Here is a 19,030-nt window from a genome sequence, read left to right as displayed (position 1 = left end):
TTTCGCATTTATCGTGAAACGCTTTCGCGTTTTTCGTGCGCCGCTTCAGAACGTTTCCTTATGGACCTTCCACTCACCGAGCGCTAAACAGTGGACGCGAAGGAAACACCGTAATGAAATCTATGCCTCGAATTTTTCAAGGCGACACCCTCGTCATCGCCAGCCACAACAAGGGCAAGGTGCGCGAGATCGCCGAGTTGCTCGGCCCCTATGTCGCCACCTTCACCGCGGCCGGGGAGCTGGGCCTGCCCGAGCCTGAGGAAACCGGCACGACCTTCATCGCCAATGCGGAGCTGAAGGCCAAGGCCGCCGCCGCCGCCGGCCATGTGGCGCTCGCCGACGACAGCGGGCTGGTGGTGCCGGCGCTGAACGGCGATCCCGGCATCTACTCCGCCCGCTGGGCCGGCCCGTCCAAGGACTTCGCCATGGCGATGCAAAAGGTCGAGGACGGTCTGGCCGGCAAGTCCGACCGCAGCGCCTATTTCGTCTGTGCCCTGTCGCTCGCCTGGCCGGACGGCCATGTCGAGAGTGTGGAGGGCCGCTGCTATGGCACGCTGGTGTGGCCGCCGCGCGGGCCGCATGGCTTCGGCTACGACCCGATGTTCCTGCCCGACGGGCACGGGCTGACCTTCGGCGAGATGGACCCGGCGAAGAAGCATGAGATGAGCCACCGCGCCGACGCCTTCCGCCAGCTGGTGGAGCGGTGCTTCCGGTGAGCGGTTCTGATCCCGGTTTTGCCGTCTACGTCCATTGGCCCTTCTGCAAGTCGAAGTGCCCCTACTGCGATTTCAACAGCCATGTCCGCGAGCGGGTCGATCATGACCGCTGGCGGGCCGGGCTGCTGCGCGAGCTGGACCATTACGCCGACCTGACAGCCGGGCGCACCGTCACCTCGATCTTCTTCGGCGGCGGCACCCCGTCGCTGATGGAGCCCGCCACCGTCGCCGCCATCGTCGACCGTGTGGCCCAGCGCTGGACGGTCGCCGAGCGGTTGGAGGTGACGCTGGAGGCCAACCCGACCTCAGTCGAGGCCGACAAGTTCCGCGCCTTCCGCAGCGCCGGGATCGACCGCGTCTCGCTGGGCATCCAGGCGCTGGACGACGCCAGCCTGAAGTTCCTCGGCCGCGAGCACAACGCGGCGGAGGCGACCGGCGCCATAGACCTGGCAGCGCGGATTTTCGACCGCTTCTCCTTCGACCTGATCTATGCCCGTCCCGGCCAGACGGTGGCGGCCTGGCAGGCGGAGCTGGCGCGGGCGCTGGACTACGCGGTCGGCCACCTGTCGGTCTATCAGCTGACCATCGAGCAGGGCACGGCCTTCTATCCGCTCCATGCCCGCGGCGATCTGGTGCTGCCCGACGAGGATCTGGCCGGCGATCTCTATGAGGCGACGCAGAGCCAGCTGACGGCGGCCGGGCTGCCGGCCTACGAGATTTCCAACCATGCCCGTCCGGGTGAGGAAAGCCGCCACAATCTGACCTACTGGCGCTATGGCGACTATGTCGGCATCGGTCCCGGTGCCCATGGCCGGCTGACGCTTGACGGCGGGAAATTCGCCACCCGCGCCCACCGCGCCCCGGAGATTTGGCTGGAGCGGGTGGAGCGCGACGGTCATGGCGCCGCCGCTCCCGACCCCATCGACCGCGACGCCCGCGGGACCGAGCTGATGATGATGGGGCTGCGCCTGACCGAAGGCGTGCGGCTTGCCCGTCTGGCGGAGGAGACCGGACGGACTTTGGACGATTTCGTCGATCCGGCGGCCATGTCCCGTCTGATCGACGGCGGTTTCCTCGCTCGCGATGCCGACCGTCTGGTTGCCACACCGGAGGGGCTACAGCGTCTGAACGCGGTGCTCGGCGCAATTCTGGCGTAAAATCGCTCAGCTCCACCGGGGAAAGGGCATGGCATGCTCATCACTCTGATCGTCGCCGCCGCAACGAACGACGTGATCGGCCGCGACGGCCGGCTTCCCTGGACCCTACCCAGCGACCTGCGCCGGTTCAAGGACCTGACGATGGGCAAGCCGATCCTGATGGGCCGGAAGACCTGGGAGTCGCTGCCGCGCCGTCCGCTTCCCGGCCGGGACAATCTGGTGATCAGCCGCCAAGCCGAAGTTGGCGAAAAGGACGGCGCCCGCTGGTTCAACGGGCTGGGTGCGGCGGTGTCGTGGGCGCAGGAGTCCGGCGCCGCCGAACTCTGCGTCATCGGCGGCGCCGCCCTGTTCCGCGAGACGATGCCGATCGCCGACAGCCTGCACCTGACCCGCATCGAAAGCGCCATCGAGGGCGACACGCTGATGCCGCCGATCGGAACGGACTGGGCCGAGGTGTGGTCGAGCGCGCCCATGGAAGAGAACGGGCTGATCTACCGCTACATCGACTTCGCGAAGGAGAGGGGGTAGGGGGCGCGAACACCCCCGACAAAGCCCCGTTACTCTTCCCCGCCCAGCCGGTGCAGCACATCGTCCAGCTGGTCGAGCGTCTGGTAGTGGATGGTGATCGTCCCGCGCTGTCCCTGCGGGTTGATGGCGACCTTCAAGCCGATGCGGGCGGAGATCTCCTCCTCCAGATTGATCAGGTCGACGTCCTTCATTGCAGGCGCCGATCCAGCTCCGCCGGCCGCGGCCTTGCCCTTCTTCGCCTTGGGCTGGTCGCCGCGCATCAGGTCTTCGGTCTGGCGCACGTTCAGGCCGCGGGTGACCACCTCGCGGGCGACGGCGGCCGGATCCGGGGCGGTCAGCAGGGCACGGGCATGGCCGGCGGTCAGCGCGCCGTCCTGCACCATCGACTTGACCGGCTCCGGCAAGGCCAGCAGGCGCATCATGTTGGCGACATGGCTGCGGCTCTTGCCGACGGCGCGGGCCAGATCCTCCTGCGTGTGCTCGAACTCCTCCATCAGGCGGCGATAGCCTTCCGCCTCTTCCAGAGGGGTCAGATCCTGGCGCTGGATGTTCTCGATCAGCGCGATTTCCAGCGCCTCGCGGTCGCTGAGATCGCGGATGATGACCGGCACCTCGTGCAGGCCGGCGATCTGCGCCGCGCGCCAGCGGCGTTCGCCGGCGATCAGCTCATAGGAATTAGCGTCCTCGGCGTCGCGGCGGACCAGCAGCGGCTGGAGGATGCCCTTGTCGCGGATGGACTCGACGAGGCCCTGGATCGCCTCGTCGTCGAACTTCCGCCGCGGCTGGTACTTGCCGGGATGGACGAACTCGATCGGCACCTGCTTGGACTGCCGCACCTTGTCGAGCGCCGAGTAATCCTCGGTCGCTTCGCCGAACAGCGCGGACAGGCCGCGGCCCAGGCTGGCGCGGCGGGCGCCGCCTTGTTTGGTGTCGTCGATCATGCGGTCAGTCTCTTCTCACGGCGAAGCACCTCGCCCGCCAGATGGATGTAGGCCTGAGATCCGGGGCAGCGCATGTCGTAGATCAGCACCGGCTTGCCGTGGGACGGCGCCTCCGAGACCTTGACGTTGCGCGGGATCACGGTGTCGTACACCTTCTCCCCGAAGAAGCCGCGGACATCCGCCGCGACCATGTCCGACAGGTTGTTGCGCTTGTCGAACATGGTCAGCACGACGCCGTGGATGTCGAGGTTGGGGTTGAAGGCGCGCTTCACCCGCTCGATGGTGCGGACCAGATGGCTGAGACCTTCCAGCGCATAGAACTCGCACTGGAGCGGGACCATCACCGCATGCGACGCGACCAGCGCGTTCAGCGTCAGCAATCCCAGCGCCGGCGGGCAGTCGATCAGGACGTAATCGTATTCCAGCGCGCTGTTGGCGACGGCCTCGCGCAGGCGGAACTCGCGGCGCTCGGCGCCGACCAGCTCGATCTCGGCACCCGACAGATCGACCGACGAGGTGATGATCGACAGGTTAGGCACGGAGGAGGGAGTGGCGGCCTCCTCCAGCGACACGTCGTCGAACAGCACGTCGTAGATGCCGACGCGGCGGTCGGAGCGGGGGATGCCGAGACCGGTGGATGCGTTGCCCTGCGGGTCGAGGTCGATCACCAGCACCCGCTTGCCGATGACGGCGAGCGCGGTGGCGAGGTTGATCGTCGTCGTGGTCTTGCCCACGCCGCCCTTCTGGTTGGCAATCGCAACCACGCGGGCAAGGGGACGGGTGACGGCAGACATGGCAGCCTCTCGGGAGTCCGGTTGGCGGGAAGAGGGCGGGGGAACGGTGTCAGGCACGGTCTTCACGCACGCTCAAGATGGCTCACACGCAGGATGGTCCCGCTCGGATCGGTGCGGCTGTCGAATCGCTCAGGAACCAGTGTCCAATATTGCGTTGCAGCGGTCAATTCGTCGTCCAGTGCCGCGCCCTTCAGGAACAGGCACTTGCCGCGCGATCCGATGAAGGGATGGGCCCAGCCGAACAGGTCGGCCAACGGCGCCAGGGCGCGGGCGGTGACGACATCGGCCTCGATGCCGGTGACGGTTTCGATCCGCTTGGTGTGGACGGTGACCGGAGCTTCGCAGACCCGGGCGACCTCGCGCAGGAAGGCGCATTTGCGCACGTCGCTCTCGATCAGATGCACCTGCGGCACGCCGAGAATGGAGAGCACCAGACCGGGGAAGCCGGCACCGCTGCCGAGATCGACCAGCACCTGCACACCGTCCGGCAGCAAAGGGTAGAGCTGGGCGGAGTCGAGGAAATGGCGCTTCCAGGTGTCCGGCAGGGTGGAGGGGCCGACGAGATTGATCTTCGGCTGCCACTTGCGCAGCAGACCGTCATACGCGATCAGGCGGTCGAGCGTTTCACGTGAAACACCGGTGGCCTCCTGAAATGCAACCGCATCGAACCCGCTCATTCCGCGGCCACCCCGGAGGCGTCAATTTCGGACGACCCCGCATCGCGGCGCTTCACATGGCGCAGCAGGGCGACCAGAGCCGCCGGGGTCATGCCGGGAATGCGCGCGGCGGCACCCAGCGTCGCCGGACGTGACTGGCGCAGCTTCTGCCGGATTTCGGCGGACAGGCTGCCGATGCCATCGACATCGAGATCGTCGGGCAGGGCGAGGGACTCGTCCTTGCGGAAGGCGCGGATATCGGCCTCCTGCCGGCCGAGATAGCCGGCATATTTGCCGTCGATCTCCAGCTGCTCGGCGATCTCGGGCGCGATCCCGCCAAGCTCCGGCCACAGGCGGGCGAGAGTGGCGAGGTCGATGTCGGGATAGCGCAGCAGGTCGGCGGCGCTGCGGCGCACGCCATCCTGATTGACCGCGACGCCCTGGCGGGACAGCTCGACCGGCGTCGCCTGCAGCGACGCGACCAGGGCACGCCCGGCGGACAGGGCGGCGCTCTTGGCGGCAAAGACATCGCGGCGCTCGGAGCCGACGCAGCCGATGGCGACGCCCTTGGCGGTCAGACGCTGGTCGGCATTGTCGGCGCGCAGCAGCAGCCGGTATTCGGCACGCGAGGTGAACATGCGGTAGGGCTCGTTGGTGCCCCGGCCGATCAGGTCGTCGATCAGCACGCCGATATAGGCGTCGGCCCGGTCGAGCACGAAGCCGTCCGCATTGCCGCCCGCCGCCAGCGCCGCGTTGATGCCGGCCATCAGCCCCTGGGCCGCCGCTTCCTCATAGCCGGTGGTGCCGTTGATCTGTCCGGCTAGGAACAGGCGCGGCGCCCGGCGGGTCTCCAGAGTCGGCTTCAGCTCGCGCGGATCGACATAGTCGTATTCGATGGCGTAGCCGGGGCGGATCAACACCACCTTCTCCAGCCCCGGCATGCTGGCGAGGATGCCGAGCTGCACGTCGCGGGGCAGGGAGGTCGAAATGCCGTTCGGGTAGACGGTGGGATCGTCCAGCCCTTCCGGTTCGAGGAAGATCTGGTGCTTCTCCTTCTCGGCGAAGCGGACGACCTTGTCCTCGATGGAGGGGCAATAACGCGGACCGGTGCCGGTGATCTGGCCGGAATACATCGGGGCGCGGTGCAGGTTGGCGCGGATCAGCGCATGGGCCTCATGCGTCGTCCAGGTGATCGCGCAATCGATCTGCGGCGTGTCGATCCGCTCGGTCATGTAGGAGAAGGGCGGCGGCGGCATGTCGCCGGGCTGCTTCTCCAGCGCGTCCCAATCGATGGTGCGCCCGTCGAGCCGCGGCGGGGTGCCGGTCTTCAGACGGCCGAGCGGGAAGCCGAGACGGGCCAGCGTGTCGGACAGGCCGATGGACGGCGCCTCGTCGACACGGCCGGCGGGGGTGCGCTCCTCACCGATGTGGATCAGGCCGCGCAGGAAGGTGCCAGTGGTCAGCACCACGGCGCCGGCGCGGATGGACTCGCCGGCACCGGTGACGACGCCGACGATGCGCTTCTCCTCGTCGACGATCAGGTCCTCGGCGCCGCCGGCCTCGATGAACAGGTTTTCCTGCTCGGCCAGCAAAGCCTGCATCGCCTGCCGGTAAAGCTTGCGGTCGGCCTGGGCGCGCGGGCCGCGGACGGCGGGGCCCTTGCTACGGTTCAGGATGCGGAACTGGATGCCTCCGCGGTCGATGGCCTTCGCCATCACCCCGTCCAGCGCATCGATCTCCCGCACCAGATGGCCCTTGGCCAAGCCGCCGATGGCGGGATTGCAGGACATCTCGCCGATGGTTTCGACCTTGTGGGTCAGCAGGAGCGTGCGCGCACCCATGCGCGCTGCCGCCGCGGCAGCCTCACAGCCGGCGTGACCGCCGCCGACAACGATGACATCATAGCTTCGCATGTGCGGGACCATAGCGGAACGGCGGCACGGATCCAAGAGGAAGGCGGGGAGGCAGGCAGGGAGGCGGACAGGGACAAGTGCCGCAGGTCAGCCCTGTTTCACGTGAAACACGCGGCCGTTGGCCATCCTCATTTGCCGATGCAGAAGTCCCGGAAGATCACGTCCAGCAAATCCTCGACATCGACGCGCCCGGTGATGCGCCCCAGCGCCCGGCTGGCGAGACGCACATCCTCCGCCGCCAGTTCGGGCAGCGGCGCGTCCAACGCCCGCAGCAAAGACTCCCGGCACTCGGTCAGCGCGGCGCGATGACGGGCACGGGTCAGCGACGGCGCGCTGCCGATGGCAAGCCGGTCGGCGCTGAACTCCGTCAACTTCTCTTCCAACGACTTCAGCCCGGCACCGGTCTGGGCGGAGACCAGGATCGGCGACAGATCCGGGCGCAGATCGGTGACGGCAGCAAGATCCGTCTTGTTGAAGACCACCACCGTATCGCGGTCGATCAGGTCCAGCGTCGCCGGGTCGAGATCGGGCAGGGTGGCGGCATCGAACACCGCGACCTTCACGTCAGCGCGGGCGGCGCGGTCCCGGGCACGGCGGATGCCTTCCTCCTCGACCTCGTCGGCGGCGGCCTCCCGCAGCCCGGCGGTGTCGGCCAGCACGACGGGATAACCGCCGAGGTCGAGATGCACCTCGATGATGTCGCGGGTGGTGCCGGCGCGGGCGGAGACGATGGCGGCGTCCCGGCGGGCCAGCGCGTTCAGCAGGCTCGACTTGCCGGCATTGGGCGCGCCGACGATGGCGATGTGCAGCCCTTCGCGCAGACGCTCGCCACGGCCGCCGTCATCGAGATGGCTGGCGATCTCCCCGGCCAGACCGGCGATCACCGGACGGACGGCGTCGGCGACGCCGCCGGGCAGGTCGTCCTCGGCGAAGTCGATGTCGGCCTCGATGTGGGCGAGGGCACGGGTCAACCGCTCCCGCCAGCCGTCATAGAGCTTGCCGAGCGCGCCCTCCATCTGCCGCAAGGCCTGCCGGCGCTGCGCGGTGGTCTCGGCGTCGATCAGGTCGGCGACCGCCTCGGCCTCCGTCAGGTCGAGCTTGCCGTTCTCGAAGGCGCGGCGGGTGAACTCGCCGGGCTCGGCCAGCCGCAGGCCGGGCAGGGTGGCCAGCGCCTCGGTCACGCCGGTGACGACGGCGCGGCCGCCATGCAGATGCAGTTCAACCACATCCTCGCCGGTGAAGCTGGCGGGAGCGCTGAAGCGCAGGACCAGTGCGTCGTCGAGCGCATCGCCGCTCTTCGGATCGCGCAGCTTGGTCAGCACGGCGCGGCGCGGCGCGGGCAGGGAGCGGCCGGTCAGGACGGCGAGGGCGGATCCGGCCCCGGGCCCCGAAATGCGAACCACCGCCACACCGGATCGTCCGGGGGCGGTGGCGAGCGCGTAGATGGTGTCGGTGGACATCGGCGGAGGATCAGCCCTGCTGCTCGGGCCGCAGTTCGCGCTGCTCCGGCGTCAGCATCAGCCGCTCGACCCGGCGGCCTTCGACCAGATGGGTCTGGAGGATTTCGTCGACGTCACCGGTGCTGCGGTAGGTGTACCAGACGCCGTCCGGATAGATCACCAGCGTCGGTCCCAGCTCGCAGCGGTCGAGACAGCCGGCGGAATTGATCCGCACCTTGCCGTCGAAGCCGAGTTCGCGGGCGCGGGCCTTCATATAGTCGCGCAGCTTCTCCGACCCGTGGGCGGCGCAGGATCCGCGCCGGTGGCCGTCGGGCCGGCGGTTGGTGCAGCAGAAGACATGGGCTTCGAAGTAAGGCTTCTGGGACTCAATGGGACGGTCGGTCACTTTCTTCCTTCCTGGCCCAGGGCCGAGGCCATCTGGGACCAAAACATCTTCTGCATCTGCTCCATGCCCTGGATGCCGGCGGGCAGCCAGGTCTTGAGCATGGTCTCCGGGTCCATCGCCTGGAGGTTGGCACGCATCCGTTCCTGGATCTCGTGCATCATGGCATCCTGCATCGGCTTCACGTCGGGCAGGCCGAGGAAGTGCCGGGCCTCGTCCGGGGTGCAGTCGATGTCGACGGTGATTTTCATGGGGACCCCCTCCAGAGCCGGAGCCGGCACCCGTGGAGGGAGCTGTCCGGCCAATGGCCCTTGTTGATTTTGGGGTTGAGCGCCGCGGCGGCTCATGCCCCACTATACAGATAGGATGCACTGGCGCAACGCCACCCCGGCGCCACCTATTGTCCAACGACACACCAACAGATCGGACACCGCCATGCCCGCCACTCCGTTGGGCGCGAACCTGCTAGGCCGGGAGACCAGCCCCTATCTGCTGCAGCACAAGGACAACCCGGTGCACTGGATGCCCTGGGGCCCGGAGGCCTTCGCCCGTGCCAAGGCGGAGAACAAGCCGGTGCTGCTGTCGGTCGGCTATGCCGCCTGCCACTGGTGCCACGTGATGGCGCATGAAAGCTTCGAGAATCCCGAGATCGCCGGGTTGATGAACGAGCTGTTCGTCAACATCAAGGTCGACCGCGAAGAACGTCCGGACCTCGACACCATCTACCAGTCGGCCCTGGCGCTGCTGGGACAGCAGGGCGGCTGGCCGCTGACCATGTTCCTGACGCCGGATGCCGAGCCCTTCTGGGGCGGCACCTATTTCCCGCCGGCGGCACGCTATGGCCGCGCCGGCTTCCCCGACGTGCTGCACGGCATCGCCGACACCTACGCCAACGAACAGGACAAGGTCGTCAAGAATGTCGACGCGCTGAAATCGGCGCTCGCCGGCATGGGGGAGAACCGCTCGGCCGGTGCAGTCGATGCCGCGGTGCTGGACCAGGTGGCGCAACGGCTGCTGCGCGAGGTCGACCCCATCCATGGCGGCATTGGCAGCGCGCCGAAATTCCCGCAGGTGCCGCTGTTCGAGTTGCTGTGGCGGGCTTGGCAGCGGACCGGGCGCGATCCCTTCCGCGAGGCGGTGACCCACACGCTGGCCAACATGGCGCAGGGCGGCATCTACGACCATCTCGGCGGCGGCTTCGCCCGCTATTCGGTCGACGAACGCTGGCTGGTCCCGCATTTCGAGAAGATGCTCTACGACAACGCCGAGCTGCTCGACCTGATGACCCTGGTCTGGCAGGAGACGCGCGACCCGCTGCTGGAGACCCGCATCCGCGAGACGGTCGGCTGGCTGCTGCGCGAGATGATCGCCGACGGCGGCGGCTTCGCCGCGACGCTGGACGCCGACAGCGAGGGCGAGGAGGGGCTCTTCTATATCTGGCAGGAGCATGAGGTCGACCGGCTGCTCGGTCCTGTCCTCGGCGACAACGGGCTGGCGACGTTTAAACGCGTTTACGAGGTGCTGCCCCAGGGCAATTGGGAAGGCGTCACCATCCTGAACCGGCTGGGCGGCCTGACGCTCGCCGACGACGCCACCGAGGCGATGCTCGCCAAGGGCCGGGACATCCTGCTGCGGGCGCGGGCCAAGCGGGTGCGGCCGGGCTGGGACGACAAGGTGCTGGCCGACTGGAACGGCCTGATGATCGCCGCCCTGACCCATGCCGCCCTGGCGCTCGACGAGCCGGAGTGGCTGGACGCCGCCGGGCGCGCCTTCGCCTTCGTCCGTGACCGCATGGATACGGGCGGGCGGCTCTGCCACAGCTGGCGGAACGGGCAGGGCAAGCACACCGGCATGCTGGACGACTATGCCCACATGGCACGCGCCGCCCTGGCGCTGCACGAGGCGACCGGGGATCCGGCGGCGCTCGACCAGGCCAGGGTCTGGGTGGCGACGCTCGACGCCCATTTCTGGGACGGCGCCAACGGCGGCTATTTCTTCACCGCCGACGATGCCGAAGGGCTGATCGTCCGCACCAAGAGCCCGCATGACAACGCCACCCCCAGCGGCAACGGCACCATGCTGGCGGTGCTGACAACTCTGTTCCAGCGCACCGGCGAGGATGCCTACCGCGAGCGGGCGGAAGCGCTCGCCGCCGCCTTCTCCGGCGAGCTGGCGCGCAACTTCTTCCCGCTGCCGACCTTCCTGAACGCGGTGGAGCTGATGACGGCGCCGATGCAGATCGTCATCGTCGGCCCACCCAAAACTGCGGAGACCGAGGCGCTGCGGCGGACGGTGCTGGAGCGCTCGCTGCCCAACCGCATCCTGAGCGTGCTGGCACCGGGGATGGATCTGCCCGCCAACCACCCGGCGCAGGGCAAGGGAATGCGCGACGGGATGGCAACCGCCTATGTCTGCCGCGGCATGACCTGTTCGGCCCCGGTGACGGCGCCGGCGGATCTGGCCGCACTTCTGACGACGAACAGCTGACTTACCGCGGGAGGACCCCATGGCGCGCCTTTCCATCGACAGCCCGCTCGGGCCCCTGATGCTGGCCGGGGACGGATCCGCCCTGACCTCGGTCGGATGGGGCCGTTTCGACCGGGACGAGCCGGACGCCGTGCTGGTCGAGACGGCGCGCCAGCTGGAGGCCTATTTCGCTGGACGGCTCCAGCGCTTCGATCTGCCGCTGAAGCCGGCGGGCACCGCCTTCCGCCAAAGCGTTTGGGAGGCGATGCTGGCGATCCCCTATGGCGGCACCGCCACCTATGGCGGGATGGCGAGGATGCTCGGCAGCGGGCCGCGCGCGGTCGGCGGCGCCTGCGGCGCCAACCCGATCCCCATCGTCATCCCCTGCCACCGGGTGCTGGCCAGCGGCGGCGCTCCCGGCGGCTATTCCGGCCTTGGCGGGCTCGACACCAAGGCCTGGCTGCTGGCGCTGGAGCGCCGGCATGCCGGTGTCGGCCAGGGCAACGGTGCTGCGGCTGAGCAGTTCGCGCTGCTCTGAGCCACGCGGAAATCTCAACGAGCAACCAACGACCAACGACAAAGGAAACCAACCACCATGGTTCACGCGATCCGCATCCATGAGCACGGCGGGCCGGAGGTTCTGCGCTGGGACGAGATCGAGGTGGGAGAGCCCGGTCCGGGACAGGTGCGCATCCGCCAGACCGCGGTCGGGCTGAACTACATCGACACCTATCACCGCTCCGGCGCCTACAAGCTGCCGGATCTGCCGGCGGTGATCGGCATGGCGGGGACCGGCGTGGTCGAGGCGCTGGGTCCAAACGTCACCACCTTGAAGGTCGGCGACCGCGTCGGCTACGCCATGTCGATCGGCGCCTATGCCGAGAGCCGGCTGATCGCCGCCGACCGGCTGGTGCCGCTGCCGAGCTGGCTAGACGAGCAGGCGACCGCCGCCACGCTGCTGCAAGGCTTGACCGCACAGTATCTGCTGCGCAGCACCTATGCGGTCCAGCCCGGCGACACCATCCTGGTGCAGGCCGCCGCCGGCGGGGTGGGGCTGCTGCTGTGCTCCTGGGCCCGGCATCTCGGCGCCACGGTAATCGGCACCGTCGGCTCGGCGGAGAAGGCCGAGCTGGCGAAGGCCCATGGCTGCCATCACACCATCGACTACACCCGCGAGGATTTCGTCGTCCGGGTGAAGGAGCTGACGGACGGGCAGGGCGTGCCGGTCGTCTATGACGGCGTCGGCCGGACGACCTTCCTCAAGGGGCTGGATTGCTTGCGGCCACGCGGGCTGATGGTGCTGTTCGGCGCCGCATCGGGCGCGCCGGAGCCGCTGGATCTCGGGCTGCTGGCGGCGAAGGGATCACTGTATGTGACGCGGCCGACGCTGGCGACCTACACCGCCAAGCGGGAGGATCTGATGGCCTCGGCCGCCGATCTGTTCGACGCGGTGAAAAACGGTGGGGTGACCTTCACCGTCAACCAGCGCTTCGCGCTGAAGGACACCGTCGACGCCCACCGGGCGCTGGAATCGCGGGCGACCACGGGCTCGACGGTGCTGGTGCCCTAAGAGCCGGAGCCGGGGGGCGGAGACCCGGATCTGCCTCCTTACTCCACCGCCCAGAGCGGGTTCTTGATCTTCTTCAGCATCTCCGCATGGGCCGCGGTCTCTTCCTCGCTGACGGCGAAGACGCGGGCTTCGCGGAAGGGGCGGTCGATGCGGACCGGGCTGGCGACGCCGCCTTTCCCTGCCGGACCACCGGCGAAGGACAGGCCGGTCTGCCGGCCGCCCAGCAGCTCCAGATAGACCTCGGCCAGCAGCTGGGCGTCGAGCAGCGCGCCGTGCAGGGTTCGGTTGGAGTTGTCGACGCCGAAGCGCTTGCACAGCGCATCCAGGGTGGCGGGCGAGCCGGGGAACTTCTGCCGGGCCATCAGCAGCGTGTCGACGGCACGATCCTTCGGCATCACCGGATAGCCGGCGATCTTCAGCTCCCAGTTCAGGAAATGCATGTCGAAGGCGGCGTTGTGGATCACCAGCGGCGCGTCGCCGATGAACTTGACGAAGTCGGCGGCGACGTCGTTGAACAGCGGCTTGTCGGCCAGGAACTCCGTGCTCAGCCCATGGACGGCGAAGGCCTCCGGCGGCATGTCGCGCTCGGGGTTCAGATAGACGTGGAAGCGCTCGCCGGTGGCAAGGTGGTTGACCAGCTCGATGCAGCCGATCTCGACCAGCCGATGGCCTTCCTCCGGCTTGAAGCCCGTGGTTTCGGTGTCGAGAACGATTTCACGCATGATGGATTTGCCCTGGTTGATAACCGCGCGGCGGCCAATGCCTGCCCGGCCGCCGCGCCACGTCGCGCACAATGCCCTGAAGCGCCCGCCGCGTCACCAGCCGACCGGCCCCGGTCGGCACGACATAGTCCGCGCGGCGGCGCTTTTCCACATCCGGCATCTGGCGGGCGAGGATGCCGGCGAACTTCTCCGCCGTCATGCCCGGCCGGGCCAGCACGCGGGCACGCTGGACGGCGAAGGGGGCCGAAACCACGACGGTCGCATCGACCCGCCGCTCGCCCCGGGTCTCGAACAGCAGCGGGATGTCCAGCACGGCGATCCCGGCACCGCGACGGGCGGCACGGGCGAGGAAATCGCGCTGCGCCGCCTGGACCATCGGGTGCAGGATCGCTTCCAGCCGCTTCAACGCGTCCGGGTCGCGGAACACCGCGGCCCCCAGCGCCGGCCGGCTGACCGCCCCATCGATCACCACGCCGGGGAAGGCAGCCTCGATGACGGGCACCGCCCGGCCGCCGCGGCCGAGCAGCCCATGCACCACCGCGTCGGAATCGCAGACCGGGGCGCCCATCGCCTTCAGCATGCGGGCGGCGGTGCTCTTGCCCATGCCGATGGAACCGGTCAGGCCCAGCACGATCATGGCCGTCGCCTCAGCCTTCCAGGACGAAACGGGTCAGATCCGGGGTCACCTGCGGCTCGACGCCGAACCAGGCCTTGAAGCCGGGACGCGCCTGATGCAGCAGCATGCCGATGCCGCCGGCCACCCGGTTGCCGCGCGCCTTGGCTTCGGCCAGCAGCGGGGTTTCCAGCGGCACATAGACGATGTCGTTGACGACAGCCGAGACGGGCAGGGCGCGCAAGCTGAGGTCCAGCGCCGGCTGGCCGGCCATGCCCTGGGTCGTGGTGTTGACCAGCAGCGACGCACCGTCGAGCGCGGTTTCACGTGAAACCCAATCAACCACCGTCACGCCGCCATTCAGCCCAGCAGCCGCCAGATCCGCCGCCAGCTCCTCGGCGCGGGCGCGGGTGCGGTTGACCAGACGGACCTCCGGCGCACCGGCGTCGAGCAGGGCGACCACCACGGCGCGGGCGGCACCGCCGGCACCGATCACCACCGCCGGGCCCTGCTCCGCCGTCCAGTCCGGCTGTTCGGCGCGCAGATTCTCGATGAAGCCGAAGCCGTCGGTGTTGCCGCCTTCCAGCGCGCCGTCATCGGCCACCACGATGGTGTTGACGGCTCCCATCCGCCGCGCCGTCCCGTCCAGCCGGTCGACGGTGCGGAAGGCGATCTCCTTCAACGGGACGGTGACGTTGCAGCCGCGGAAGCCCAAAGCGGGCAGGGCGCGGATCGCCTGTTCGGCGCGGTCGGGCGCCACCGCCAGCGGCACATAGGCGCCGTCGATGCCATATTGCCGCAGCCAGAATCCATGCAGCCGGGGAGAGCGCGAATGGCCGATTGGCCAGCCCATCACGCCGGCGATCTTCGCCTTGCCGCTGATCGCTCCAGCATTGCTTGCAGAACCCGCCGTCATTCCCTGCCCACTCCATGCACGCGCAGAAAGCCGAGCAGCGGCAGAAGCGGCAGCCCGAGGATGGTGAAGAAATCGCCCTCGACCCGGTGGAACAGCTGCGCCCCCAGCCCTTCCAGCTGATAGGCGCCGACCGAGTGCAGCACGTCGTCGCCGACGCGATCGAGATAGTCGTCGAGGAAGGCTTCGCTGAAGTTGCGCATGGTCAGGCGGGCGCTGTCGGTCTTGTGCCACATCCGCTCGCCGTCGCGCACCACCACGGCGCAGCTGACCAGCCGATGGGTCTTGCCGCGCAGGTCGAGCAGCTGGGCGCGTGCCGCGGCGCGGTCGGCCGGCTTGTCGAACCAGCGCCCCTCGCATTCCAGCATCTGGTCGGCGCCGACCACCAGCGCGCCCGGATGGCGGCGGGCGATGCGCTGGGCCTTCAATTCGGCCAGGGCCTCGGCGACGGCGTCGGCGGGGACGCCCTCGGCCCGGCCGGCGGCCTTCACCTCGTCCTCGTCGACCAGCGGCTTGTCGAGGATGGCGGACACGCCGGCCTGTTCCAGCATCGCCGCCCGCGTGCGCGAGCCGGACGCCAGGACGAGCTTCGGAGCCGCGCTCACGTCTTCTTCCCTTCCGGGCTGAAATTGCCGCTCTGTCGGCGGGCGAGCAGCATCATGATTTCGGCCGCGGTCTCCTCGATGGAGCGGCGCGACACGTCGATCACCGGCCAGCCGCGCCGGCTGAACAGGCGGCGCGCCTCCTGCACCTCGGCACGGACCAGTTCGGGATCGGCATAGCTGGAGCCCTCGCCCTGATTCAGCAGCTTCAGCCGGTTGCGGCGAATCTGCACCAGACGGTCGGGGTCCTTGGTCAGGCCGACGATCAGCGGCCGGGTCAGCAGGTCCAGTTCCGCCGGCAGCGGGCTGCCCGGCACCAGCGGGATGTTGGCCGCCTTGATTCCGCGGTTGGCCAGATAGATGCAGGTCGGCGTCTTGGAGCTGCGCGACACGCCGATCAGCACGACGTCGGCCTCGTGCAGGTCCCAGTTCGACTGGCCGTCGTCATGGGACAGGGCGAAATCGACGGCGTCGATGCGGCTGAAATATTCGGCGTCGAGGACGTGCTGGCGGCCGGGCTGGCGTTGCGATTCAACGCCCAGGAAGGCGGCGAGCGCGTTGATCAGCGGATCGAGCACGGGGATGCAGGGCACCTGCATCTCGCGGCAGAAATCCTGGAGCCGGCGGCGCAGCGTCTCGTCGACCAGCGTGAACATCACCAGCCCGTGATTGTCCCGGATTCCCTCCAGAACGAGGTCGAGCTGGCGGTCGGTCCGCACCAGATTCCAGAAATGTTCGATCGGCCGTACGTCGTCGAACTGGATGACGCAGGCGCGCGCCACGCTGTTGATCGTCTCGCCCGTCGCATCGGATACGAGATGTAGGTGGAACTCTTTCATCCGTCCCCAACATTCTGTGGAGAATCCGGCCCAGATCTGTGGACAACCGGATTCACCGTCGTTTCGTCCCGGCTGGGGGACTCCTCCTCCCCGATACGGCCAAGCGCGGAACAACTCCGCCGACCGCTTCGGAAGCTGGGAAGATCCGGCCCCGTCCGCCCGGTTATCCACGGGACTCCCGCTCGTCCAGCTATAGCATTTCCGCCGTTTCCGGCGGTAGTGCTCCGAATCGTCCACAGATCCGCACACATGCCGGCACAAGCTCCCGGATCTGTGGACAGATTCTCCAGAATCGGGGATCACCGTTATCCACAGCCATCCACCTCATCCTCTTCCTTTCTCCCTTTAAAAAATATAGTGAAGAAGAGGGGATAAACCCGTCCCGGATTCTGGCGCGGAATCGGCGTCGGAATCGCGCGGGGCTTTTCGGATTCGCATGTCAGGGGAACGCACCGTCTTGTCCGCCACCAGCTCCGACGTCCAGAATCAGGCTTCCAAGCCTGCCCTGAAGCCGATGCTCGCCGCCCTGGCGGGAGAGGTGCGGCAGCAACCGCCCTTCTGGCTGATGCGTCAGGCCGGACGCTATCTGCCGGAGTATCGCGAACTGCGGGCCAAGGCCGGCAGCTTCCTCGACCTCTGCTACAATCCCGACTTCGCGGTCGAGGTCACCTTGCAGCCGCTCCGCCGCTACGGCATGGACGCGGCGATTCTGTTCTCCGACATCCTGGTGGTGCCGCATGCCCTGGGGCAGCCGCTGGCCTATCTGGAAGGGGAGGGGCCGAAGCTGGACCCCGTCCGCAGCGTCGAGGATTTGAAGCGCCTGTCGCGCGACCGCTTCCACGAGACGCTGGCGCCGGTCTACGAGACGGTGCGCCGGCTCTCCACCGCGATCCCCGCCGGCACGACGCTGATCGGCTTTGCGGGCGCTCCCTGGACCATCGCCTGCTACATGGTCGAAGGGGCGGGCTCCAAGGAGTATGCGCATGTCAAGCGCTGGGCCTACGGCGATCCGGTCGGCTTCGGCCAGCTGATCGACCTGATCGTCGAAGTGACCGCCGACTACCTCTGCCGCCAGATCGAGGCCGGGGCCGAGACGGTGCAGCTGTTCGACAGCTGGGCCGGCGTGCTGCCGGTGGCGGAGTTCCGCCGCTGGGTGATCGAGCCGACGCGGCGGATCGTCGCACTGGTGAAGGCGAAGCACCCGGACACGCCGGTCATCGGCTTCCCGCGCGGCGCCGGCCACGCCTATGAGGAGTATGTCGCCGGGTCCGGGGTGGACGCCGTGGGGCTCGACACCACCGTTCCGCCGGTGTGGGCCGCACAGACCCTCCAGCCGCGGCTGCCGGTGCAGGGAAACCTCGATCCGATCATGCTGGCGGCCGGCGGCAAGGCGCTGGAGACGGCGACCCACGACATCCTGGCGGCTCTGTCCGGTGGACCCTTCGTGTTCAACCTGGGCCATGGCGTCATCCAGTCGACCCCGCCGGCCCATGTGGAGGCGCTGACGCGCATCCTGCGCGACTGGCAGGGCTGAGGGCCTTTCCACCGGGCCGCGCCTCAAGGGACTGAAAAAGCGACGGCGGGGGTCTGGACAGAGCGGCGGCAACGCTCCAGTTTAGCGGGCACCATGAGCCAGCCATTCCCCCAGACCTCCGCCTCGAATAACACAGCTTCCAATGCCGGCCCCGGCGGTTCGCCGCGCCGCGTCGCCGTCGTGCTGTTCAACCTCGGCGGTCCGGACGCGCCGGAGTCGGTGCGGCCCTTCCTGTTCAACCTGTTCGCGGATCCGGCCATCATCCGGCTGCCGAACCCGTTCCGCTTCCTGATCGCCAGCCTGATCAGCGGGCGGCGGGCGAAGCCGGCGGCGGCGATCTATGCCCAGCTCGGCGGCAAGTCGCCGCTGCTGGAGAACACGGAGGCCCAGGCGGCGGCGCTGGAAGGGGTGCTGGGGGCGGATCCGGCCGTCGCTGGGGCGGAGACCAAGGTCTTCATCGCCATGCGCTACTGGCACCCGATGAGCGCCGAGACGGCTGCCAAGGTGAAGGCCTACGACCCGGATCTGGTCGTGCTGCTGCCGCTCTATCCGCAATTCTCCACCACGACGACGGCATCGAGTGCGAAAGCGTGGCATGAGGCGGCGCGCACCGTCGGGCTGACGGCTCCGACGAAGCTGCTGTGTTGCTACCCGACCCAGGCCGGCTTCATCGACGGTGCCGCGGACCTGATCCGGCCGCTCTACGAGGCCGCCAAGGCCCATGGCAAGCCGCGCGTCCTGTTCTCCGCCCACGGGCTGCCGAAGAAGGTGGTGGCTGGGGGCGACCCCTATCAGTGGCAGTGCGAGCGGACGGCCGAATCCATCGCCGCGGCGCTGGGCATCGACGATCTGGACTGGATCAACTGCTACCAGAGCCGCGTCGGCCCGATGGAGTGGATCGGCCCCAGCACCGACGCCGAGATCCGCCGCGCCGGCCAGGACGGCGTGCCGATCCTGGTGGTGCCGATGGCCTTCGTGTCGGAGCATTCCGAGACGCTGGTGGAGATCGAGGTCGAATACCGCCATCTCGCCAAGGAGGCGGGGGTGCCGCACTTCACCCGCGTGCCGACGGTCGGGGTGCACCCCGGTTTCATCGACGGGCTGGCCAAACTGGTGCGGCAGACGGTCGCGGGCAGGGCTGCGATCTGCTCGCAGAAGGGCGACCGGATCTGCCCGTCCAACTTCTCCGGCTGCCCGCAGGCGCGGCGCTGAACCGAAACGAAA

20 protein-coding genes are annotated in these 19,030 nt (G+C 68.5%); 8 read left to right on the top strand and 12 right to left on the bottom strand.

The annotated features are described in order from the left end of the window. Positions 1 to 113: 113 nt before the first annotated feature. Genes rdgB through ACWPN8_RS15925 form a run of 3 tightly spaced genes read left to right on the top strand, consistent with a single transcriptional unit; the run spans position 114 to position 2,401 of the window. Complete coding sequence (rdgB, locus tag ACWPN8_RS15935; protein WP_492241363.1) at positions 114 to 716, top strand: RdgB/HAM1 family non-canonical purine NTP pyrophosphatase; 603 nt, start codon at positions 114 to 116, stop codon at positions 714 to 716. Continuing rightward, the gene (hemW, locus tag ACWPN8_RS15930; protein WP_492241362.1) at positions 704 to 1,873 is read left to right on the top strand and encodes a radical SAM family heme chaperone HemW; all 1,170 of its coding nucleotides are present in this window, start codon (positions 704 to 706) and stop codon (positions 1,871 to 1,873) included. The genes rdgB and hemW overlap by 13 nt, the downstream gene beginning before the upstream one ends. A 33-nt stretch (positions 1,874 to 1,906) precedes the next feature. Further along, on the top strand, positions 1,907 to 2,401 hold the full coding sequence (locus ACWPN8_RS15925; RefSeq protein WP_109096024.1) for a dihydrofolate reductase: 495 nt from the start codon (positions 1,907 to 1,909) through the stop codon (positions 2,399 to 2,401). 29 nt (positions 2,402 to 2,430) lie between these two features. Here the strand turns inward: ACWPN8_RS15925 and ACWPN8_RS15920 are convergent, their stop codons facing one another. From ACWPN8_RS15920 to ACWPN8_RS15890, 7 genes are all read right to left on the bottom strand, one after another. Next, positions 2,431 to 3,342: a ParB/RepB/Spo0J family partition protein gene (locus ACWPN8_RS15920; protein ID WP_098740884.1), complete on the bottom strand. Its 912-nt coding sequence runs from the start codon at positions 3,340 to 3,342 to the stop codon at positions 2,431 to 2,433. Beyond that, positions 3,339 to 4,136: a ParA family protein gene (locus tag ACWPN8_RS15915; protein ID WP_063635622.1), complete on the bottom strand. Its 798-nt coding sequence runs from the start codon at positions 4,134 to 4,136 to the stop codon at positions 3,339 to 3,341. Before ACWPN8_RS15915 ends, ACWPN8_RS15920 begins: the two co-directional genes overlap by 4 nt. A 62-nt stretch (positions 4,137 to 4,198) precedes the next feature. Further along, positions 4,199 to 4,813, bottom strand: coding sequence for a 16S rRNA (guanine(527)-N(7))-methyltransferase RsmG (rsmG, locus tag ACWPN8_RS15910; protein WP_492241361.1), 615 nt, complete (start codon positions 4,811 to 4,813; stop codon positions 4,199 to 4,201). Next, positions 4,810 to 6,705, bottom strand: a complete 1,896-nt coding sequence (gene mnmG, locus ACWPN8_RS15905; protein ID WP_492241360.1) for a tRNA uridine-5-carboxymethylaminomethyl(34) synthesis enzyme MnmG — start codon at positions 6,703 to 6,705, stop codon at positions 4,810 to 4,812. The genes rsmG and mnmG overlap by 4 nt, the downstream gene beginning before the upstream one ends. Before the next feature lie 128 nt (positions 6,706 to 6,833). After that, positions 6,834 to 8,165, bottom strand: coding sequence for a tRNA uridine-5-carboxymethylaminomethyl(34) synthesis GTPase MnmE (gene mnmE / locus ACWPN8_RS15900; protein WP_109096027.1), 1,332 nt, complete (start codon positions 8,163 to 8,165; stop codon positions 6,834 to 6,836). A gap of 10 nt (positions 8,166 to 8,175) precedes the next feature. Next, positions 8,176 to 8,550 (bottom strand): (2Fe-2S) ferredoxin domain-containing protein, encoded by a 375-nt coding sequence (locus ACWPN8_RS15895; RefSeq protein WP_247872788.1) that lies wholly within the window; start codon positions 8,548 to 8,550, stop codon positions 8,176 to 8,178. Further along, positions 8,547 to 8,798 carry a DUF6489 family protein gene (locus ACWPN8_RS15890; protein ID WP_014249167.1) on the bottom strand — a complete coding sequence of 84 codons (252 nt, stop codon included), beginning with the start codon at positions 8,796 to 8,798 and terminating at the stop codon, positions 8,547 to 8,549. The genes ACWPN8_RS15895 and ACWPN8_RS15890 overlap by 4 nt, the downstream gene beginning before the upstream one ends. Before the next feature lie 184 nt (positions 8,799 to 8,982). On the opposite strand from ACWPN8_RS15890, the gene ACWPN8_RS15885 reads away from it, so the two are divergent. The 3 genes from ACWPN8_RS15885 to ACWPN8_RS15875 are packed head-to-tail and all read left to right on the top strand — an operon-like array spanning position 8,983 to position 12,583. Further along, entirely contained in the window at positions 8,983 to 11,034 is a 2,052-nt protein-coding gene (locus ACWPN8_RS15885; RefSeq protein WP_492241359.1) for a thioredoxin domain-containing protein, read from the top strand. 19 nt (positions 11,035 to 11,053) lie between these two features. Then, a complete protein-coding gene (locus tag ACWPN8_RS15880) occupies positions 11,054 to 11,551 on the top strand; it encodes a methylated-DNA--[protein]-cysteine S-methyltransferase (protein WP_109096029.1) in 498 nt (165 codons plus the stop codon). A gap of 57 nt (positions 11,552 to 11,608) precedes the next feature. Next, positions 11,609 to 12,583: a quinone oxidoreductase family protein gene (locus tag ACWPN8_RS15875; protein ID WP_492241358.1), complete on the top strand. Its 975-nt coding sequence runs from the start codon at positions 11,609 to 11,611 to the stop codon at positions 12,581 to 12,583. Positions 12,584 to 12,621: 38 nt separating this feature from the next. On the opposite strand, the gene dnaQ is transcribed toward ACWPN8_RS15875, so the two are convergent. Genes dnaQ through ACWPN8_RS15850 form a run of 5 tightly spaced genes read right to left on the bottom strand, consistent with a single transcriptional unit; the run spans position 12,622 to position 16,272 of the window. Further along, positions 12,622 to 13,305, bottom strand: a complete 684-nt coding sequence (dnaQ, locus tag ACWPN8_RS15870; RefSeq protein ID WP_492241357.1) for a DNA polymerase III subunit epsilon — start codon at positions 13,303 to 13,305, stop codon at positions 12,622 to 12,624. Then, the gene (gene coaE / locus ACWPN8_RS15865) at positions 13,298 to 13,942 is read right to left on the bottom strand and encodes a dephospho-CoA kinase (protein WP_492241356.1); all 645 of its coding nucleotides are present in this window, start codon (positions 13,940 to 13,942) and stop codon (positions 13,298 to 13,300) included. The genes dnaQ and coaE overlap by 8 nt, the downstream gene beginning before the upstream one ends. A gap of 10 nt (positions 13,943 to 13,952) precedes the next feature. Then, on the bottom strand, positions 13,953 to 14,834 hold the full coding sequence (locus ACWPN8_RS15860) for a shikimate dehydrogenase (protein WP_492241355.1): 882 nt from the start codon (positions 14,832 to 14,834) through the stop codon (positions 13,953 to 13,955). Next, positions 14,831 to 15,436 carry a Maf family protein gene (locus ACWPN8_RS15855; RefSeq protein ID WP_492241354.1) on the bottom strand — a complete coding sequence of 202 codons (606 nt, stop codon included), beginning with the start codon at positions 15,434 to 15,436 and terminating at the stop codon, positions 14,831 to 14,833. The genes ACWPN8_RS15860 and ACWPN8_RS15855 overlap by 4 nt, the downstream gene beginning before the upstream one ends. Then, a complete protein-coding gene (locus tag ACWPN8_RS15850) occupies positions 15,433 to 16,272 on the bottom strand; it encodes a pyruvate, water dikinase regulatory protein (protein ID WP_109052255.1) in 840 nt (279 codons plus the stop codon). Before ACWPN8_RS15850 ends, ACWPN8_RS15855 begins: the two co-directional genes overlap by 4 nt. Before the next feature lie 514 nt (positions 16,273 to 16,786). Here ACWPN8_RS15850 and hemE point away from each other — a divergent pair. Continuing rightward, the gene (gene hemE, locus ACWPN8_RS15845; RefSeq protein ID WP_492241395.1) at positions 16,787 to 17,806 is read left to right on the top strand and encodes a uroporphyrinogen decarboxylase; all 1,020 of its coding nucleotides are present in this window, start codon (positions 16,787 to 16,789) and stop codon (positions 17,804 to 17,806) included. A 93-nt stretch (positions 17,807 to 17,899) separates the two neighbouring features. Continuing rightward, positions 17,900 to 19,018 (top strand): ferrochelatase, encoded by a 1,119-nt coding sequence (hemH, locus tag ACWPN8_RS15840; RefSeq protein ID WP_109096036.1) that lies wholly within the window; start codon positions 17,900 to 17,902, stop codon positions 19,016 to 19,018. The last annotated feature ends 12 nt before the right edge of the window (positions 19,019 to 19,030 follow it).

This window comes from Azospirillum sp. UENF 112521 (genome assembly GCF_058780665.1).
The sequence above is the reverse complement of the archived record's forward strand: the minus strand, read 5'-3'. Positions and strand labels throughout refer to the sequence as shown.

Coding starts and splice junctions, on each gene's coding strand:
- rdgB (WP_492241363.1), top strand. CDS start 114: ATGAAATCTATGCCTCGAATTTTTCAAGGCGACACCCTCGTCATCGCC.
- ACWPN8_RS15925 (WP_109096024.1), top strand. CDS start 1,907: ATGCTCATCACTCTGATCGTCGCCGCCGCAACGAACGACGTGATCGGC.
- ACWPN8_RS15920 (WP_098740884.1), bottom strand. CDS start 3,342: ATGATCGACGACACCAAACAAGGCGGCGCCCGCCGCGCCAGCCTGGGC.
- ACWPN8_RS15915 (WP_063635622.1), bottom strand. CDS start 4,136: ATGTCTGCCGTCACCCGTCCCCTTGCCCGCGTGGTTGCGATTGCCAAC.
- rsmG (WP_492241361.1), bottom strand. CDS start 4,813: ATGAGCGGGTTCGATGCGGTTGCATTTCAGGAGGCCACCGGTGTTTCA.
- mnmG (WP_492241360.1), bottom strand. CDS start 6,705: ATGCGAAGCTATGATGTCATCGTTGTCGGCGGCGGTCACGCCGGCTGT.
- mnmE (WP_109096027.1), bottom strand. CDS start 8,165: ATGTCCACCGACACCATCTACGCGCTCGCCACCGCCCCCGGACGATCC.
- ACWPN8_RS15890 (WP_014249167.1), bottom strand. CDS start 8,798: ATGAAAATCACCGTCGACATCGACTGCACCCCGGACGAGGCCCGGCAC.
- ACWPN8_RS15885 (WP_492241359.1), top strand. CDS start 8,983: ATGCCCGCCACTCCGTTGGGCGCGAACCTGCTAGGCCGGGAGACCAGC.
- ACWPN8_RS15880 (WP_109096029.1), top strand. CDS start 11,054: ATGGCGCGCCTTTCCATCGACAGCCCGCTCGGGCCCCTGATGCTGGCC.
- ACWPN8_RS15875 (WP_492241358.1), top strand. CDS start 11,609: ATGGTTCACGCGATCCGCATCCATGAGCACGGCGGGCCGGAGGTTCTG.
- dnaQ (WP_492241357.1), bottom strand. CDS start 13,305: ATGCGTGAAATCGTTCTCGACACCGAAACCACGGGCTTCAAGCCGGAG.
- coaE (WP_492241356.1), bottom strand. CDS start 13,942: ATGATCGTGCTGGGCCTGACCGGTTCCATCGGCATGGGCAAGAGCACC.
- ACWPN8_RS15860 (WP_492241355.1), bottom strand. CDS start 14,834: ATGACGGCGGGTTCTGCAAGCAATGCTGGAGCGATCAGCGGCAAGGCG.
- ACWPN8_RS15850 (WP_109052255.1), bottom strand. CDS start 16,272: ATGAAAGAGTTCCACCTACATCTCGTATCCGATGCGACGGGCGAGACG.
- hemE (WP_492241395.1), top strand. CDS start 16,787: ATGCTCGCCGCCCTGGCGGGAGAGGTGCGGCAGCAACCGCCCTTCTGG.
- hemH (WP_109096036.1), top strand. CDS start 17,900: ATGAGCCAGCCATTCCCCCAGACCTCCGCCTCGAATAACACAGCTTCC.